We start from the raw sequence: 18,948 nt of genomic DNA on the forward strand, positions 1-18,948 counted from the left end.
AGAAGGGCCCGGCATGCCGGGCCCTTCCGCATTCCACGACAGCGACTTACAGGTCGATACCGAAACCGACGCCGGCCGACTTTTCGTCACCGCTGAACGCACCGCCGATGCTGAACGATGCGCGCTCGCCGAGCGGCTTCGAGTAGCCCACCGACAGCGCGTTCTCGCCGTTCTGCCAGCCTGCGCCCACGGCGACCCGTCCACGCGGACTGCGACTGCCCGCCGCGTTGATCGCCATGTTCAGCATCGCCGAGCTCATCGCGCCCATCCGGTCGAGACGACGGTCCTGTTCGGAGAAGCGACGGTCCACGTCGCCGCGGAAGGCATTGAAGTCGTCCTCCAGCGCCTTGACTTGGAAGTCGGCATACGCCTTCGCGCTCGCCAGCGTGCTTGCCGAGGACTGATCGGTGTAGGACTGCGCGCTGCTGAGCGTGTTGGCGTCGCCGGCGTCGGCATACGACGCGGCGGCGGCCGGCACGTCCGCCGTGGCGCTGGCGTCGCTTGGGGCCGCAACCGCCGGCTGGCCACTGGCGACAGCGCCGCTGCCGCCAGCCTCCGTCGTCGTCGCCGTGCCGCGTGTCGGCGACGATGCATTACCACCGGTGCCGTGCGCGGAGGCCGATTCGCCGGTGGAATGCGCTTGGCTGGCCTGTGCTGGCGGTGTCGCGGCGGTCGATGCGGTGGAGGTGCCGCTGCTCAACCCGTTGTACATCCCGTAAAGCTCGTTGAGCTTGGCATCGACGGCGGTGAACGCCGCGCCCACATTGTTGTACGACATGCCCTGGATCGTGTAGCTCGGCGCGATGAACACGCCACCGGAGAAGCCGGCGCCGCCGCCCAGCGAACTGGCGACGAGACTCAGCTGCGACAGGTTGACCGCGTCGGTGGCCTGGGTGCCGGCCGCGACATTGGTGATCTGCCGCTCGCTGCCTGCGCTGCCGACCGACACCGTGTCCTCGCGATCAGCGACCGAATCGCCACCGATCGCCACGCTGTTGTCGGCCTCGGCCGTGGCCAGGTTGCCCAGCGCCACCGAGTTGACGCCGGGCGTGTACGCGCCACCGCCGACGGCGACCGAGTAATCGCCGGAAGCTTCGGTCGCCAGAGCACCGAAGAACGCGCCGCCGACGGCGACGCTGTTGTCGCCGCTGGCAAGCGCGCGTGAGCCCAATGCCGTGCTGTCGTAGTTGTTCGCGGTCGCACCGAAGCCCAGTGCCGTCGCGCTCTCTCCGCTGGCATCGGCACCGTAGCCGAACGCCGAGGCGGCGAACTCGGAGGCACTGCTGTATCCGCCCACGGCCGTCGCGGCATCGCCCGCGGCATCGCTGCGGAAACCGGTTGCCGTGGCTTGCAGGCCGGACGCCGCGCTTTCCGTACCGTTGGCCGTGGCGTACGCACCGGAGGCGGTGGCTCCCGCACCCGTCGCCGTCGCACCGCTTTCACTGGCGACGGCGCCTGCACCGACGGCCGTCGCGTCGTCTGCTGTGGCTTCCGTGCTGGCGTAGACCGGATTGCCGTCCTCGTCGAGGACCTGGTCGCCGTTGTCGTCGAGCAGCGGACGCTGGCCACCGAGCGCGACTGCGCCGGCGCCTGTCGCCTGCGCTCCCGCGCCGTTGGCAACGCTGTTCTCGCCGGTCGCGGTCGCATTGAACCCGCTGGCCGTGGCGCCGTCCGCGAGGGCGAAGGCGCCGGAGCCCGTAGCAGTTGCCCCGACGCCGTCCGCCAGTGCGGCGGAGCCCGACGCCGTCGCGTAATCGCCGGTCGCGGTGGCGTCATCGCTGCCGTCGTTCGCACCGTTCGCCTTGAAGTAGCGCGTGGCGTTTTCCGACGCGTCGGCCAGCGCGTTCAACTGGTCGAGGTTCACCGCATCCGTGCCTTCCGTACCCGCGGCCACGTTGGTGATCTGGCGTTCGGCCCCCACGTCGCCCACCGAGACGGTGTCGTCGCGGTCGTTCCAGGAGTTGGCGCCGATCGCGACGCTGTTCGTCGCCCCCGCCACGGCGTTCACGCCCACGGCCACGCTCTCTTCGCCATCCGCGTAGCTGTTGTGGCCGAGCGCAGTGCTGTACTCGCCCGTGGCCCAGGCTCCGTTGCCGAAGGCCGAGCTGCCGGTCCCGCTGGCACGGGTGTTGATGAGGCCGAAGAAGGTGGTGCCGCCCACGGCGGTGCTTTCATCGCCGCCAGCGGCGGCCCCTTCGCCGACCGCCGTCGCGCCGCTGCCGCCTGCATCGGCACCGTAGCCGAATGCCGAAGCGAAATCGCCGCCGGCACTGCTGTAACCGCCGACGGTCGTGGATGCCAGGCCGCCCGCGCTGCTGCGGAAGCCGACCGCCGTCGCCTGCGTTTCGGATGCCGAGGCTTCCGTGCCCAGCGCCGTCGCGTACGCACCGGACGCATTCGCACCCGCACCGGTGGCGGTCGCGCCGACTTCGCCCGCGACCGCACCTGCGCCGATCGCCGTGGCATCGTCCGCCGTGGCCGCGGTGCTGGCATAGACCGGGTTGCCGTCTTCATCCAGCACCGGGTCGCCGTTTTCGTCGAGCAGCTGGCGCTGTCCACCCAGTGCGACCGCACCTGCGCCCGTGGCTTGTGCGCCCGCACCGTTGGCGACGCTGTTGTTGCCGGTGGCGGTGGCATTGAAGCCGGTCGCCGTGGCGCCGTCGGCGATCGCGAATGCGCCGGAACCGGTCGCCGTCGCGCCGACGCCGTCGGCCAGCGCAGCCGAACCGGAGGCGGTCGCATACTCTCCGTTGGCGGTGGCGTCGTCGGTGCCGTCGTTCGCACCGTTCGCCTTGAAGTAGCGCGTGGCGTTTTCCGAAGCTTCGGCGACTGCATTCAACTGATCGACGTTCACCGCGTCGGTACCTTCGGTACCGGCGGCGACGTTGGTGATCTGCCGCTCGCTGCCTACATCGCCTACCGAGACGGTGTTGTCGCGGTCCGCCGTCGAGTTCGCACCGAGCGCCACGCTGTTGTCGCCCAGCGCCGTGCTGTAGAAGCCGACGGCCGTGCTGTTGTCGCCGCTGGCCCAGGATTCCGCGCCCAGTGCCGTGGCGTAGTCGCCCGGCGCGTAGGAGAAGAAGCCGGCCGCCGTGCTTTCCAGGCCCGACGCCTCCGACAGACTGCCGGCCGCCAGGCTGTAGTCGCCTGCGGCGATCGCGCCCGACCCGAAGGCGGCCGCGCTGAATCCGCTCGCCTGCGTGTAGACCAGGAGACCGAAGCCGGGAATCAGGTCCGCCGGCCCACCCACCGCCACGCTGTAGTCGCCGCTGGCGCCGCTGGCGTGGCCGAAGCTCGACGCATACGACCCGGTGGCCGTACTGCCATAACCGAAGGCGGAACTCGCTTCACCGCTGGCTTCGCTGAGCACACCGAACGACGAACTGCCGAGCGCCGAGGCGAGACTGCCGGAACCGACCGCCGTCGCGCCCAGCCCGGAAGCGACCGTATTGACGCTGATCGGATTGCCCTCGGTATCGAAGGCATCGACCGTGCCACCGATGGCGATGCTGGAATCGCCGCTGGCTTCGGCGCTGCTGCCGTTGGCCACGCTGTTGCTGCCGGTGGCGGTCGCTGAGAAGCCGGTCGCGGTGGCACCGTCGGCCAGGGCGAACGCGCCCGAGCCGGTGGCCGTGGCGCCAACGCCTTCGGCCAGTGCGGCCGACCCGGACGCCGTGGCGTAATCGCCGGTGGCCGTCGCGTCGTCCGAGCCGTCGTCGGCACCGTTGGCCTTGAAGTAGCGCGTCGCGTTCTCCGAGGCTTCCGCCACGGCGTTCAACTGATCGACGTTCACCGCATCGGTGCCTTCGGTGCCGGCGGCGACGTTGGTGATCTGGCGTTCGCCGCCGGCACTGCCGACGGAGACGGTGTCTTCGCGATCGGCGACCGAGTCGCCGCCGATGGCGACGCTGTTGTCGGCCTCGGCCGTGGCCAGGTTGCCCAGCGCCACCGAGTTGAAGCCCGGCGTGTACGCGCCGCCGCCGACGGCCACCGAATAGTCGCCCGAAGCTTCGGTGGCGAACAGACCGAAGAAGGCACCACCGACGGCCACGCTGTTGTCGCCACTGGCGATCGAGTTCGAACCCAGCGCGGTGCTGTCGAAGTTGCTCGCGACCGCACCGAAGCCCAGCGCCGTCGCGCTGTTGCCGCTCGCCTCGGCGCCGTATCCGAAGGCCGATGCGCCGAAGTTGGATGCGTTGCTGTAACCGCCGATGGCCGTCGCGGCATCGTCGGAGGCATCACTGCGGAAGCCGACGGCGGTGGCCTGGATGCCCGACGCAGCGGCTTCGGTGCCGATGGCGGAGGCATAGGCGCCCGACGCATTCGCACCCGCACCGGTGGCGGTCGCCCCGACCTCGCCCGCGGCCGCACCTGCGCCGATGGCCGTGGCATCGTCCGCCGTGGCCTCGGTGCTGGTATAGACCGGGTTGCCGTCTTCATCCAGCACCGGGTCGCCGTTTTCGTCGAGCAGCTGGCGCTGTCCACCCAGTGCGACGGCACCTGCGCCCGTGGCCTGTGCGCCCGCACCGTTGGCGACGCTGTTGTTGCCGGTGGCGGTGGCATTGAAGCCGGTCGCCGTGGCGCCGTCGGCGATCGCGAACGCGCCGGAACCGGTCGCCGTCGCGCCGACGCCGTCGGCCAGCGCAGCCGAACCGGAGGCGGTCGCATAGTCTCCATTGGCGGTGGCGTCGTCGGTGCCGTCGTTCGCACCGTTCGCCTTGAAGTAGCGCGTGGCGTTTTCCGAAGCTTCGACGACTGCATTCAACTGATCGACGTTCACTGCATCGGTGCCTTCGGTACCGGCGGCGACGTTGGTGATCTGCCGCTCGCTGCCGGCGCTGCCGACGGAGACGGTGTCTTCGCGGTCGGCCACGGAGTCGCCACCGAGCGCAACGCTGTTGTCGGCATTCGCCGACGCGAGATTGCCGATGGCGGTCGCATTCGTGCCCGGCGCCCACGCGCCGCCGCCGACCGCGGTCGAGAAGTCGCCCGATGCTTCGGTCGGCAGGAAGCCGAGCAGAGATCCACCGACTGCGACGCTGTTGTAACCGGTCGCAAGGGAGCCGGAACCCAGCGCGGTGCTGTCGCCGCCGCTGGCATCGGCACCGTAGCCGACCGCCGTGTCGAAATCGCCCGACGCATTGGCGAAGCCGCCGACTGCGACGGTCGCAATGCCGGTCGCCGTGCTGGTGTGGCCCGCGGCCAGCGCCTGCGTGCCCGAAGCGGTGGACGCGCTGCCGAATGCACCGGCATACGCACCGGTCGCCGTGCTGCCGGTGCCCACCGCGCTGGCGCCCGCGCCCGTCGCGTTCGCCTGCGTACCGACGGCAGTCGCGTTGGCGCCGGTGGCGTTGCTCTGGCTGCCCAGCGCCGTCGCGCCCTGCGCGGTCGCACTGCTGTCGTAGCCCACCGCCGTGGCATTCACCCCCTTTGCTTCCGCATAACCGCCAACGGCGGTGGCGCCCGCTTTGTTGGCGATGCTCTTGTAGCCGACAGCGACCGCATGGCGACCGGACGCGTCGACATCATCGCCGCACGAGACGGCGTTCTCGCCGGGGCGGCCGTCCTTGATCGGATTGCCGCGTGCATCCACGCAGTAGGCGGGGCCCGTTCCGATCTGCGGCTTGTCGTTCTGCGGTTGGCCCTTGTTCTTGTCGTGGGCCAATGCCGCACCGAACGGTGCACTTGCGAGCAGCGCCGACACCAGCAGCGTCACGCCGAGGCGCGCACGCACGCGCGCACCGGACGACATCACGCCATGCGCGCGGCGCGCGAACTCGGAGGCGACGACCAGCATGCCCAGGGAGGGGTTCCACACCTTGCTGTAAATCCTATTCATGGATCACGTCCTTCATTCTGTGTTTTCGGGGGAATACGACAGCACCCGGGCTTGGCGGCACGGGGATGCGAAGCGGATTGCGTCAGGAAAACGAAAGCCGCCGCATGCGACAGGGGAGACGCATGGACGGGTCGCACGAAGCAAAGGAAGCGGGGAGGAAGTCGCAGTCGGAGGCCGGCGGCGTCGGGGCGTGCCGCGGCTGGCGCGAAGAACACGACGCAATGGCGTCGCGGAAAAGACATGCAAGCGGATCAGCGAAGAACGATGTCGCGTCGAAAAGCCATGGCTGCATTCCCCATCCCCTCATCCCGAGATGATGCAAAAAAACTCCGTGTGATCGAACACTACATCCGCGTTGTGCAATTTGCGAGAGATTTGCTACGTTCGGCGCAACGCGAAGAAAACGCTGAAAACAAGGCGTTAAAGCCATGTGCATTCGTTGTTCTCGTCGCGTGAAGAGTGTCGTGGCAGGTAAACAGGGGTACCTGCACGATCCGCTTGAAAGGGAAGTCGCAAGTCGTTGAGTACGCACGTCGTAAACGGGTTACCCAGTTCGTTCATCCTTGTAGACATGGAGCAGGTCCAGTGAATTCATCTTCCTCATTCCGTCGTTCGCGCCGTCATCCCCTCGTTGCTGCACTCGCCGCAATCGTCACCGCCGGCGCGTTCGCCGGTACCGCATTCGCGGGCGATGTCAGTACCGCCGGTCTTCGCGACGGCCAGACCTACGACCGGTTCATCGTGAAATACCGCGATGGCAGTACCGCCCGTGCCAGCAACACGACGCTGCAGCGTTCGTTGTCGGGTGCGGTATCGCGCGCTGCGCTGGGTCCGGCGAACGGCAAGGCGGTGAGCGCCGCGAAGCTGCGCCGCCTGGGCATCGGCGCCGAGCTGGTGCAGACCTCGCGCAAGCTCGATCGCGTCGAGGCCGAGAGCCTGCTGCGGCAGCTGGCGACCGATCCGGACGTGGAGTTCGTCGAAGTCGACGCGCGCCGTTATGCGCGCCTCGTCCCCAACGACACCTACTACAACCAGTATCAGTGGCACTTCAAGGATCCGGTCGGCGGCATCAACCTGCCGGCGGCCTGGGACAACGCCACCGGTGCGGGCGTGGTCGTCGCCGTGCTGGACACGGGCATCACCACCCACAGCGATCTCGATGCGAACATCCTGCCGGGCTACGACTTCATCAGCGACACGTTCGTTTCGCGCGACGGCGACCTTCGCGATGCGGACCCGCGCGACGAAGGCGACTGGAATCCGGTGGCGGGTGAGTGCTATGCGGGTTCGCCCGTGCAGGACAGCAGCTGGCACGGCACCCACGTGGCGGGCACGGTCGCGGAAGTCACCAACAATGCCAAGGGCATGGCCGGTGGCGCATTCAATGCGAAGGTCGTGCCGGCGCGCGTGCTGGGACGCTGCGGCGGCTACACCTCGGACATTTCGGATGCCGTCATCTGGGCCTCCGGCGGCACCGTCGCCGGTGTCCCCGCCAACGCGAATCCGGCCGAGGTCATCAACCTGAGCCTCGGCGGGTCCGGTGCGTGCAGCGCGGTGGAGCAGAACGCCTTCAACATCGCCATCGCCAACGGCAGCACGGTCGTGGTCGCGGCCGGCAACGATGCAGGCAACGTCACCGGCTACTCGCCGGGCAACTGCGCCGGCGTCATCACCGTCGGCGCCACCCGCATCACCGGCGGCATCGCGTCGTATTCCAATTACGGCACGCGCGTCGACATCTCGGCACCGGGCGGCGGCGGCAGCGTCGATGGCAATCCGGGTGGTTACGTATGGTCCACCGGCAACTCGGGCACCACCGTACCCACCACGGAGACCTACTTCGGCCTGGGCGGCACGTCGATGGCGGCACCCCACGTGGCGGCGGTGGTGGCACTGATGCAGAGCGTGGCCGATACACCGCTGACGCCGGCGCAGATCCTGGCGACGCTGAAGTCGACCGCGCGCCCGTTCCCCGTCGCGCCGCCGGCCAACCGTCCGATCGGTGCGGGCATCGTCAATGCCGCGGCAGCGGTCCAGGCCGTGATCGGCGGCGGCGAACCGCCCACCGCGACGCCGTTGACCAACAATGTCGCCGTCGGGGGCAACACCGGCGCCAAGGATGCGGTGGTGCAGTACGCGCTCGTGGTGCCGGCCGGGGCCAGCAACCTGTCCTTCATCAGCTACGGCGGCAGCGGCAACGCCGACCTGTACGTGAAGTTCGGCAGTGCGGCCACGGCGACGAGCTACGACCTGCGCTCGGTGCGCCCCGGCAACAACGACGTGGTGAACATCGCGAACCCGCAGGCAGGCACGTACTACGTGTCGCTGGTGGGCAAGACGAAGTTCTCCGGCGTCAGCGTGCGTGGCAGTTTCACCGCGCCCTGAGTGTCCTCCGATGCATCGCGACGGCCCCGGGAGACCGGGGCCGTTTCGTTCCATGACATGATCGCCCCGCATGACGCTGGGCCGGGGAATACGGTAAGTTGGCGCATTATCCTTTTGTCCTCCGGCATGCCGCTCTACCGCTACAAGGCCCTCAACGCGCACGGTGAAATGCTGGATGGCCAGATGGAGGCCGCCAGCGATGCCGACGTGGTCGCGCGCCTGCAGGAGCAGGGACACCTGCCGGTCGAAGCCGCACTGGCCGTGGCCGGGGGTGGACGCAGCCTGGGGCAACTGTGGCGACCGAATGCGTTCGCGGGCGACAGGCTGGTGCAGTTCACCCAGCAACTCGCCACGCTGCTGGGCGCCGGACAGCCGCTCGACCGTGCGCTCGGCATCCTGCTGGACCTGCCGGAAGACGAGAAAGCGCGTCGCGTCATCACCGACATCCGCGATGCCGTGCGCGGCGGTGCGCCGCTGTCCACCGCGCTGGATCGACAGCACGGTCTTTTCTCGCGGCTGTACATCAACATGGTGCGTGCCGGCGAGGCCGGCGGCAGCCTCCACGACACCCTGCAGCGGCTGGGCGATTATCTCGAGCGCAGCCGCGCGCTGAAGGGACGCGTGGTCAATGCGCTGGTGTATCCGGCGATCCTGCTGGTGGTGGTCGGGTTCGCGCTGCTGTTCCTGCTCGGTTACGTGGTCCCGCAGTTCGCGGTGATGTACGAGAGCCTGGACGTGGCGCTGCCGTGGTTCACGCGCGGGGTGTTGTGGGTGGGCGCGTTCGTGCGCGACTTCTGGTTCGTGCTGGTCGCTGTCCCTGCGCTGGCGCTGCTGTGGTTCGATCGCCGCCGCCGCGACCCCGGCTTCCGCAGCCGGCTGGACGGCTGGCTGCTGGGGCGCCCGCTCGTCGGCCCGCTGGTCGCCCGGCTGGAAACCGCCCGGCTCGCGCGCACGCTGGGCACGCTGCTGAAGAACGGCGTGCCCCTGCTCACCGCGCTGGGCATCGCGCGCAACGTGCTGGGCAACCGTGCCCTGGCGGCCGATGTCGACGTGGCCGCGGAGGACGTGAAGAACGGCCACGGGCTGTCCGCCTCGCTGGGCAAGGGAAAGCGGTTTCCACGACTGGCGCTGCAGATGATCCAGGTGGGCGAGGAGTCCGGTGCCCTCGACGGCATGCTGCTGAAGACGGCCGAAACCTTCGAGCAGGAAACGGCTCAGGTGCTGGACCGTATGCTGGCCGCCCTGGTGCCTGCCATCACGCTGATCCTGGCGGCGGTGGTCGGTGTCGTCATCATCGCCGTGCTGGTCCCGCTGTACGATCTGACCGGCGCCATCAACTGAGCATCCTGGAGAGTCCGCCACCATGTCCCGCACGCGCCCGATGACTGCGTTCCGCTCCCCGCAATCCCAGCAGGGCTTCAGCCTGCTCGAGATCATCATCGTGCTGGTGCTGATCGGCGGCATCCTGGTGCTGGTTGGCAGTCGGGTGATGGGCGGTGCCGACAGCGGCAAGGTGAAACTGGCCCAGTCGCAGGTGCAGACGCTGGCCGGCAAGGTCGAGACCTACCAGTTGGACACCGGCCGGTATCCGGCACAGCTGTCCGACCTGGTGACCAATCCGGGCAACGCGAGCGGGTGGCTGGGCCCGTACGCGAAGGAGAGCGAGTTGCAGGACCCTTGGAAGAACCCGATCGAATACCGCATTCCCGGCGAGACGCAGCGCTTCGACCTGATCAGCCTGGGCGCCGATGGCAAGGCCGGTGGCGACAGCGTCAACGCGGACATCACGAACGAGTAAGCGTGGCCCCGCCGCCGTGGCGCGCCGTGCCGCTACCGTCCCCATGTCTCCGGCCCGCAGGCCTGCCGCGGCGCGGCCGCACGTGGCCGGCTTCACCCTGCTCGAGACGCTGCTGGTCCTGGCGCTGATCGCGGCGGCGGGCATCCTCGCGGCGATGGCCTTCACCGGTGGCATGGACGGCATGCGGTTGCGCTCGGAATCCAAGGAAGTCGCTGCGCAGCTGCGCTACACGCGGGCGCGTGCGATCGCGACCGGGCAGCCGCAGCGTTTCCGGATCGATCCGCGCGCGCATGCGTGGGAGGCGGCCGGTGACCGGCGTGGCGACATCGATCGCGCCCTGGAGGTCCGCTTCACCGGCGTGCGCGAGGCACAGGAGCGGGCGGGCGAGGGCGCGATCCTGTTCTTCCCCGACGGAGGTTCCACCGGCGGCCGCATCACGCTGGCCGCCGGGACGGCCGCGTGGAGCATCGACGTGGCCTGGCTGACCGGCGAGACGCGCCTGCTGCGCGACGAGGTGCGCGCGCCATGACGCTGGCCAACCGCCGTCATCAGCGTGGCTTCACCCTGCTCGAAGTCATCGTCGCCTTCGCGCTGCTGGCGCTGGCGCTGAGCCTGCTGCTGGGTTCGCTCTCCGGAGCGAGCCGGCAGGTGCGCGAATCGGCGGACAGCAGTCGCGCGACGCTGCACGCGCAATCCCTGCTGGCGCAGCTGGGTGCGGGCGATGTCCTGCAACCGGGACGGCAGGAGGGCAGCTTCGAAGGCGATCGTTATCGCTGGCAGCTCGACATCGCGCCGTTCGCTGATCCGTTGGCGGCGCGGGCACAGCTCGATCCGGGCGCGCCGCAACTCCTCGATGTACGCCTGGTCGTTCGCTGGGGCGACGAGCGGGCACAGGCGATGCAATGGCGCACGCTGCGATTGGCGCCGCGCGACGTCAACCAGGCCGTGTCGCCATGATGCGCGCGCGCACGCAGGGTTTCACCCTGATTGAAGTGCTGCTCGCGCTGGTGCTGCTGGCGGCAGGACTGGCGCTGGCGTTCGCGACGCTGCGCTCCTCCACCGCGGTGGTCACGCGCGGCGAGGACATGGCGCAGGCGAGCGAGCGCATGCGCGCGGTACATGGCTACCTGCGCGCGCGACTGGCATCGGCGCAGCCCATCGTGTTCGCGACGGACCGGGGCACGCTGCGCCAGGCGCGCTTCATCGGCACGCCGCAGCGCATGCGATTCGTGGCGGACCTGCCGGACTATCTAGGATATGGCGGCCCTTACGTGCACGACCTGGTCGCGGACGAGGAAGGTCGCCTGCAGGTGGCCTTCGCCGTCGCCCGTCCGGACGCGTCGCTGGAGGACGTCGATCTCGCTGCGCGCGGACAGCGGGCGGAGCGGCTGGCCGATGGGCTGCGTTCGGTGCGCTTCCGGTATCGCGGCCTGGATGCGGACAATCGCCTCGGTCCCTGGCAGGACCGCTGGGAGACTTCTGAGATGCTGCCGCTGCAGGTGAAGGTGGAAATGGTCGCGATCGCCGGCGGGCGCTGGCCGGACCTTGTCGTGACCCTCGCGCGCAGCGAGGGCGGCGCAGGCGGCGGGCTGTTGCCCGGCGGCACGAATCCGGTACTCCCATGAAGCGCATGCACGGTGCCGCGCTGTTGCTGGTGCTGTGGCTAGTGGCCCTGCTCACCGCGCTGGTCGGTGCGTATGCGCTGACGGCGCGGATGGAGGCGTTGCAGGGTCGGGTCGGCAGCCGCGGCGCGATCGCACAGGAGGTCGCGCGCGCCGGCATCGAGTACGCGCTCGTGCGGGTGGCCGACCGCAATCCGGAAACCCACTGGCAACCCAATGGCCGCCCTTACGCGTGGACGTTCGATGGCCAGCAGGTCCAGGTGCGCATCGTCGATGAGACCGGCAAGGTTGATCTCAACCAGGCCGACGTGCCGCTGCTGTCGCGGCTGATGCAGGCGCTCGGAGAACCTGCGGACGCCAGCGATGCGCTCGCGGCGGCGATCGTCGACTGGCGCGATGCCGACAACCTCACCCAGCCGGTGGGCGGGGCCGAGGACAGCGACTACGCGGCGGCGGAGCGCGAGTACGGTGCCAAGGACGCGCCGTTCGACACGGTTGCGGAAGTCGAGCAGGTCCTGGGCATGACGCCGGACCTGTACGCGCGCCTCGCGTCATTCCTGACGCTGTATTCGGGCCGCGCGCAGCCGGACGCGACGTACGCGCCGGGGCCGGTGCTGCAGGCCATGGGCGTGGATGCGGCGGCATGGCTGGCGCAACGCAATGCGACCGGCGTCACCGGCGGCCCGCAACTCGTCGGCGCCGGCAGCGGCACGTATAGTATCGAGAGCCGTGCGCGGCTGGCCGATGGCCGCGAAGCGTCGGTGCGGACAGTGGTGCGCGCGGGGGCCAGCCCGGTGCCGGGTTCGGCCTATACCTTGTTGCGCTGGGAGGAGGGAGCGTCACCACAATGAGCGGCGTACGCGACACCTTGCAGCGGTTCCGGGCACGGCTCGGTCCCGGGCCACGCAGCTTCTTCGCGTGGTGGGGACAGGCGTTGGCGACCTGGTTGCCCGCGCGCTGGCGCGTGGTGCTGGGGCTGACGGGCGACCGCCTGCTGTTCCAGCGTCAGGACGACGAGATCGAAATGAGCTGGCTGGAGGGCACGCAGCGGCATCCGCTCGCACGCTTGCCGGTCACGGTGAGCCCTGACGATCTGCGTGCGCTGCTCGGCAGCCGGCTGGCCGAACTGCCGCGCTGGTGGCTGGTGCCGGCGGGCATGGCACTGCGTCGGCGCCTGTTGCTGCCGGCCGCGGCGGCGGACCGCCTGCGCGACGTGCTGACGTTCGAGCTCGACCGGCAAACCCCGTTCACCGCCAACGATGCGTGCTTCGACGCGCGCGTGGTGGGTGTGCGCGAGGACGCACAACTCGATGTGGAACTGGCGGCCGTGCAGAAGGTGGCCTTCGTCGATGGCCTGTCGCGGCTGGGCGCACTCTCGCAGGGTTTGGCCGGCGCGGACGTGGAAGACGCGGGCGGTGCGCCGCTGGGCGTGAACCTGCTGCCCGAGGCATCGCGCGTTGCGCGCCAGGCACCGCGCCGCGGCCTGCATGCCGTGCTGGCGTCGGTAGCCGTCATCGCCGTGGTGTTCGCTGCCTGGGCCGTCCTGGACAACCGGCGCGCTGCCGCCGACGCCTTCGCCGCGCAGGTGGACAGCCGGGCCGATGCGGCGCGGCAGGTGGCGGCGCAGCGGCAGCAACTCGTCGACCTCGTCGCTGGCACCACCACCCTCAACCAGACCAGTGCGCGCCGGCCGACAGCGCTGGAAGTGATGGATGAGGTCACGCAGCGTCTTCCCGACAACACCTATCTGGAAAAACTCGCCATCGAAGGCGACCGGCTGACGCTGATCGGTTTCAGCCCGGAAGCCTCGGGACTGGTCGCGCGCCTGCAAGGCTCGCCGTTGTGGCGCAATCCTGCACTGAGTGGCGCGCTGCAGCCGGATCCGCGCACGCGCATGGACCGCTTCACGATGACGGCCGAGCTGCTGGGCAAACAGGACCCGGCTGCCGCGACGCAAGGAGGCGCCGATGCCGCTGGCCGTGACTGACCGCGATCGCTGGCTGGCGCTGGCGCTGCTGTTGGCAGCGCTGTTGCTGGGCTATGCGCTGCTCGTGCATCCCTGGTGGACGGTGCCGATGCAGGAAGTAGGCGCGCGCGTGGATGAGCTGCGCCAGCGCGAACTTCGCATCCGTACCCAGCTGCAGCAGGCACCGCAGGTGCAGCGCGAACTCGCCGCCGCGCTCGCGCAGCAGGCGCAGCGCCCGGGCTTCCTTCCGGAAGCGACGGTCGAGCTGGCGACCGCGGGCCTGGTGCAGCGGTTGGAAACCGTCGTCAGGCAAGCCAGCCCCGGCAACCGCAGCTGCGCCATCGCCAACCAGTCGCCGCTGGCGGTCGCGGGACGCGAAATCTATCCGCGCGTGGTCGTGCAGGTGCGCCTGCGCTGCGGCGCGCCGGAACTGGCATCGGTCCTGCACCAGCTCGAATCCGGCAGCCCGCGCCTGTTCGTGGAGAACCTCAACATCCTCGCGCAGCGGTACGCCTACCAGGCCAGCGAAAGCGGCGCCGGTGGCCTGGACGTGAACTTCGACCTGTACGGGTACCTCAAGCCATCGCCGGTACTGACCCAGGAGCCGTCCGGTGCGCGCTGACAGCTGGGGGGTGCGCACGTGGATCCTCGCCGTCGTGGCGGGGTGGGCGGTGGTGGCCGCGCTGATGGCCCTGTTCGGGCTGGGCAGCCGCATCACGCCCCTGCCTGCCGATCCGGACATGGTGCAGGCGTTGCCGCGCCTGCCGGCGAGCCCGCCCGAACGACTGGGCGCGCTGGACCAGTATGCAGGCGTCGGCGAGCGGCCCCTGTTTTCGGAGGATCGCCGTCCGAAGCCGTTCTTCCTCTCCGGCGAGGAAGCCGCGGCGCCAGCCTTCGACCTGGTATTGACCAGCGTGCTGATCACGCCCGCGCTGGAGCTGGCCATCGTGCAGCCCGCGCAGGGCGGCGAGGGCCTGCGGGTGAAGGTGGGCGATTCGCCGGCCGGCTTCCCGGGGTGGCGGCTGGTCGAACTCGATCCGCGCCGCGCCGTCTTCGAGGGTCCGGAAGGCCGTCGCGAGATGGCGTTGCGTGTCTTCGACGGTGCGGGAGGACAACCGCCTTCGCCGGTCGCAGGTGTACCTGCCGCCGTGCCGCCCGCCGCGACCGTCGTTCCACCTGCTGCGCCGGGCGGACGCACGACCGGCGGCAACAGCGCACCCGCCGCCATGCCCACGGTGGCATCGCCGCCAGGTCCGGCGCAGATGCCGACTCCGGCCCCTGCCGCCAGCCCATCGCCCTCGTCGACGGCGCCGTCCGTGCCCGTCCAGACGACGGACCAGCAGATGGACGCCATCCGCCAGCGCATCGAGCAGCGCCGCGCGCAGTTGCGGCAGCAGCAGGCGCAACCCACCACGCCGCCGGCAACGCCCGGCAAGACACAGTAGAGTGCCGGCATGACGTTACGTGTGATCCTGTTTTCCCTTTGTCTGGGCCTGCTGGCCGGCTGTGCCAGCGCGCCGTCGCCCGATGTGCGTCGCACGACCGCGCCAGGGACAGGGGAGGTCGTCGCGGGCACCGCGCAGACCACGCCGCTGAAGGAAGGCGACGCGCCGGTGACCGGGCCGCAGGCGCAGATCCGCCGCGGCAACGGGCAGATGATCAACCGCAGTGCGGCGAGTGCACCGTTGCCGTCGCTGGGCGGCGCCAGCAGTGGATCGGCCACGTTCAATTTCGAGGGCGAGTCCGTCCACGCCGTGGTGAAGGCGATCCTCGGCGACATGCTGGGGCAGAACTACGTGATCGCGCCGGGCGTGCAGGGCACCGTGACGCTGGGCACGCCGAAGCCGGTATCGCCGGCCGAAGCCCTCAACCTGCTGGAAATGGTGCTGGGCTGGAACAACGCGCGCTTGGTCTACAGCGGCGGGCGCTACAACATCATCCCGGCCGACCAGGCACTGGCCGGCAGCGTGGCGCCGCGCACCGGGCCTGCCTCCAATGCACGCGGCTATGAAGTGCGCGTGGTACCGCTGCGCTTCATCTCGGCCAGTGAAATGAAGAAGGTGCTGGAGCCGTACGCGCGGCCCAACGCCATCGTCAATGTCGACGGCACCCGCAATGTCATCACTCTGGCGGGCACGCGCACCGAACTGGAAAACTACCTGCGCACCGTCGAGATCTTCGATGTCGACTGGCTGTCCGGCATGTCGGTGGGCGTGTTCCCGCTGCAGTCGGGCCGCGCTACGCGGGTGGTCGCCGACCTGGAGAAGGTGTTCGGCAACGACAGCAAGACGCCCAGCGCCGGCATGTTCCGTTTCATGCCGCTGGAGGGCGCCAACGCCGTCCTCGTCATCACGCCGCAGCCGGCGTACCTGGACCAGATCCAGCAATGGCTGGAGCGCATCGACGGCGCGGGCGAAGGCAGCCGGCTGTTTTCGTACGAACTGAAGTACGTCAAGGCGCGCGAACTCGCGCAGCGGCTGGCGGAAGTGTTCGGCTCCTCCGGCGGCGGAAGCAGCGGCGACAGCCGGTCGACCGGTGGCGCCGGAAACACCTCGCTGATGCCGGGCACCGATCCCGTGCAGATCAACGATGGCGGCATGAACAGCAATGGCGGCAGCGTCGATTTCGGCGGCAGCAGTGGCAGCAGCGGGAGTGCCGGGGGCGGGCTCGGCAGCGGGTCGCTTTCGCTCAACCAGCGCGACAACGGCAACGGCGCCGTGACGCTGGAAGTCGACGGCAACCGCGTCGGCGTGGCCGCCGTGGAAGAAACCAACACGCTGCTCGTGCGCGCCAGTGCGAGTGCCTGGCAGTCGATCCGCGAAGTGGTCGAGAAGCTCGACGTGATGCCGATGCAGGTGCACATCGAAGCGCAGATCGCGGAAGTGTCGCTGACCGGCGACCTCAGTTATGGCGTGAACTGGTACTTCGAGCGCGCGGTCACGGACGCGGGCCTGCCCGACGCCGTCGGACGCACCACCTGGAGCCAGCTGGCCGGGAACATCGCCGGCAGCACGGTCGGCGGCGTGAATCCCGGTGCCAGCTGGACCTTCCTCGGCCGCAACGCCGCGGCGATCATCTCGGCGCTCGACGAGGTCACCGACGTCCGCCTGCTGCAGACGCCGTCGATCTTCGCGCGCAACAACGTCGAAGCCACCCTCAACGTGGGCAGCCGCATTCCGATTTCCTCGGTCACCGTCAATCCGGGGCTGGGCACCGACAACACCTACAGCCAGGTGCAGTACCTGGATACCGGCATCATCCTGAAGGTGCGGCCGCGGGTGACGAAGGACGGCATCGTCTTCCTCGACATCGTGCAGGAAGTCAGCACGCCGGGCGACGTGCCGGACGACAACGGCAACGTGCGCATCAACACGCGGCGCTTCAAGACCGAAGTCGCGGTCGAGGCAGGCAACACGGTGATGCTGGCCGGCCTGATCAGCGATGGCGCGACCAAGGGCTCGCGAGGATTCCCGGGGCTGAGCCGCCTGCCGGTGATCGGTGGCCTGTTCGGCCGGCAGACCAGCAGCAGCGACCGCAGCGAAGTCATCGTGCTGTTGACGCCGACCATCGTCCGCAACCCGCAGGAAGCCAACGACCTGACCGACGAGTACGGCAAGCGCTTTCGCGCGCTGGAACCCCTGCACACGCCGCGCTCCAAGTGACACCGCCGGCCGCATCGTCCCTGCCCATCGTCCTGTTGCCGATCGGCAGCGACGACGATGCGCTCGACGCCTGCCTCGGGGCGCTGGACGCCGGCACGCCCGTCGGCACGCGCCTGTGGCTGGCCGACGACGCGCAGGCCGGCCCCCGTGGCCTCGCCATCATCGAGCGCTGGCTCGCCCGCACGCGCCTGCAGGCCGATTACACCCGCCGTCCGCGCATGCTCGGCGAGGTCGCGCACGTGGACCAGATGCTCGCCGCGTGCGGCGACGCCGACGTAGTGGTGCTCGCGCCCGACGCGCAGCCCTTGCCCGGTTGGCTACAACAGCTGGCAGCTTGCTTCGCACGCGACGCTGCCATCGCCACCGCCACCCCCTGGTGCAATGCCGGCGAAGCCGCCGCGTGGCCACGCCTGGGCGAAGTGAGCCCGCCACCCGCCGATGTCGAACGCACGGCGCGCGCCTGTGCCGCGATGTCGCCGCAGCATCCCGAGCTGCCCGCCGCCGTCGCGCACGCCGTCGCGTTGCGCGGCAGTGCGCGCAAGCGGGTCGGCGGACTGGACGCGGCGAGCTATGGCTCTTGGTATGCCGCGCTGGTCGACCTGTCGCTGCGGCTCGCCGGCCTGGGGTGGCGCAACGTGCTGTGCGAGACCGCGTTCGTCGCGCGTGGCGGCGAAGGCGGCCCTGCCGACGGCGACATGGACGCCTTGAATGCACGCTGGCCCACGTTCACGCCCAGGCTGGCGACGTTCCTGATGGAGGATCCGCTGCGCGTACCGCGCGAACGGTTGCATGTGTTGTATGCGGAAGCAGGATCGCCGGAGCGCCAGCGTGACCTCTTCGGTTGACGCGTCCGGCATCGCCGCGGTGGTGGTGACGCACGAAAGCGCGTCCAGCATCGACGACTGCCTGATGCGCCTGCGCGTGGCGCATAGCGTGCACGAGATCCGCGTGGTCGACAACGCGTCCACCGACGACACGATGGAGATCGTGCAGCGGCATGCCTTGCAAGATGCGCGCGTGCGCTTCATCGCCAATCCGGACAATCCGGGGTTCGCGGTGGGATGCAACCAGGGCGCGCGCGATACGCAGGCATGCTGGCTTGCGTTCGTGAACCCCGACCTGATGGTGGAAGCCGACACGCTGGCGCGGTTGCGCGCACACGCGGCCGATGCGGCGACGGACAGGATGCTGGGCGTGGACCTGGTCGACGAGGACGGCGTGCGCGATGCCGCCGCGCGCCGTCGCGATCCGGTCTTCGCCGCCATGTTGCGCTCGCCCGGTGCGGCGTCGCGGCTGGGAGTGGCCGTCGACGAGGCGACCCCATTGCAGCCGGTCGACATCATCTCCGGCGCACTGATGCTGATGCCACGCGTGCTGTTCGACAGGATCGGCGGCTTCGACGAAGGCTACCGCCTGCACGCCGAGGACATGGATCTCTGCCGGCGCGCGCGTGCGGCGGGCGCCCTGGTCGCCGTCGCCAACGATATCCGCGTGCTGCATATCCGTGGCGTGTCGAGTCGTGCCCGCCCGGTATTCGTGGAATGGCACAAGCATCGGGGCCTGTGGCGCTACTTCCGCAAATTCGAGGCCGCGCGCCAGGGTCCGGTCACGCAGCTGGGCGTGTTCGCCGCGATCTGACTGCATTTCTGCGCGGTGCTGGCGCGGATCCTGCTGCG

At 69.6% G+C, this 18,948-nt stretch carries 14 protein-coding genes; 13 read left to right on the forward strand and 1 reads right to left on the reverse strand.

Features of this window, described 5'->3' with window-relative positions:
* Positions 1-46 precede the first annotated feature (46 nt).
* Positions 47-5,839, reverse strand: coding sequence for an ESPR-type extended signal peptide-containing protein (locus tag CYU89_RS06775; protein WP_296279621.1), 5,793 nt, complete (start codon positions 5,837-5,839; stop codon positions 47-49).
* A 585-nt stretch (positions 5,840-6,424) separates the two neighbouring features.
* On the opposite strand from CYU89_RS06775, the gene CYU89_RS06780 reads away from it, so the two are divergent.
* From CYU89_RS06780 to CYU89_RS06840, 13 genes are all read left to right on the forward strand, one after another.
* Positions 6,425-8,224: a S8 family peptidase gene (locus CYU89_RS06780; RefSeq protein WP_296279623.1), complete on the forward strand. Its 1,800-nt coding sequence runs from the start codon at positions 6,425-6,427 to the stop codon at positions 8,222-8,224.
* Positions 8,225-8,350: 126 nt separating this feature from the next.
* Positions 8,351-9,565, forward strand: a complete 1,215-nt coding sequence (locus CYU89_RS06785) for a type II secretion system F family protein (RefSeq protein ID WP_296279835.1) — start codon at positions 8,351-8,353, stop codon at positions 9,563-9,565.
* A gap of 40 nt (positions 9,566-9,605) precedes the next feature.
* Positions 9,606-10,022, forward strand: a complete 417-nt coding sequence (gspG, locus tag CYU89_RS06790) for a type II secretion system major pseudopilin GspG (protein WP_296279836.1) — start codon at positions 9,606-9,608, stop codon at positions 10,020-10,022.
* A 43-nt stretch (positions 10,023-10,065) separates the two neighbouring features.
* Positions 10,066-10,551: a GspH/FimT family protein gene (locus CYU89_RS06795; RefSeq protein ID WP_296279624.1), complete on the forward strand. Its 486-nt coding sequence runs from the start codon at positions 10,066-10,068 to the stop codon at positions 10,549-10,551.
* Entirely contained in the window at positions 10,548-10,979 is a 432-nt protein-coding gene (locus CYU89_RS06800) for a prepilin-type N-terminal cleavage/methylation domain-containing protein (protein ID WP_296279626.1), read from the forward strand. Before CYU89_RS06795 ends, CYU89_RS06800 begins: the two co-directional genes overlap by 4 nt.
* Complete coding sequence (locus tag CYU89_RS06805) at positions 10,976-11,647, forward strand: prepilin-type N-terminal cleavage/methylation domain-containing protein (RefSeq protein ID WP_296279628.1); 672 nt, start codon at positions 10,976-10,978, stop codon at positions 11,645-11,647. The genes CYU89_RS06800 and CYU89_RS06805 overlap by 4 nt, the downstream gene beginning before the upstream one ends.
* Positions 11,644-12,495, forward strand: a complete 852-nt coding sequence (locus CYU89_RS06810; protein ID WP_296279629.1) for a type II secretion system protein GspK — start codon at positions 11,644-11,646, stop codon at positions 12,493-12,495. The genes CYU89_RS06805 and CYU89_RS06810 overlap by 4 nt, the downstream gene beginning before the upstream one ends.
* Positions 12,492-13,631 (forward strand): PilN domain-containing protein, encoded by a 1,140-nt coding sequence (locus CYU89_RS06815; protein ID WP_296279631.1) that lies wholly within the window; start codon positions 12,492-12,494, stop codon positions 13,629-13,631. The genes CYU89_RS06810 and CYU89_RS06815 overlap by 4 nt, the downstream gene beginning before the upstream one ends.
* A complete protein-coding gene (gene gspM / locus CYU89_RS06820) occupies positions 13,612-14,232 on the forward strand; it encodes a type II secretion system protein GspM (protein WP_296279633.1) in 621 nt (206 codons plus the stop codon). The genes CYU89_RS06815 and gspM overlap by 20 nt, the downstream gene beginning before the upstream one ends.
* Positions 14,222-15,055, forward strand: coding sequence for a general secretion pathway protein GspN (locus CYU89_RS06825; RefSeq protein WP_296279635.1), 834 nt, complete (start codon positions 14,222-14,224; stop codon positions 15,053-15,055). The genes gspM and CYU89_RS06825 overlap by 11 nt, the downstream gene beginning before the upstream one ends.
* 9 nt (positions 15,056-15,064) lie before the next feature.
* On the forward strand, positions 15,065-17,272 hold the full coding sequence (gspD, locus tag CYU89_RS06830) for a type II secretion system secretin GspD (protein WP_296279637.1): 2,208 nt from the start codon (positions 15,065-15,067) through the stop codon (positions 17,270-17,272).
* A complete protein-coding gene (locus CYU89_RS06835) occupies positions 17,269-18,117 on the forward strand; it encodes a glycosyltransferase (protein WP_296279638.1) in 849 nt (282 codons plus the stop codon). The genes gspD and CYU89_RS06835 overlap by 4 nt, the downstream gene beginning before the upstream one ends.
* A complete protein-coding gene (locus CYU89_RS06840) occupies positions 18,101-18,910 on the forward strand; it encodes a glycosyltransferase family 2 protein (protein WP_296279640.1) in 810 nt (269 codons plus the stop codon). Before CYU89_RS06835 ends, CYU89_RS06840 begins: the two co-directional genes overlap by 17 nt.
* The last annotated feature ends 38 nt before the right edge of the window (positions 18,911-18,948 follow it).

It is taken from the genome of Pseudoxanthomonas sp. (genome assembly GCF_002863005.1).
Classification (GTDB): domain Bacteria; phylum Pseudomonadota; class Gammaproteobacteria; order Xanthomonadales; family Xanthomonadaceae; genus Pseudoxanthomonas_A.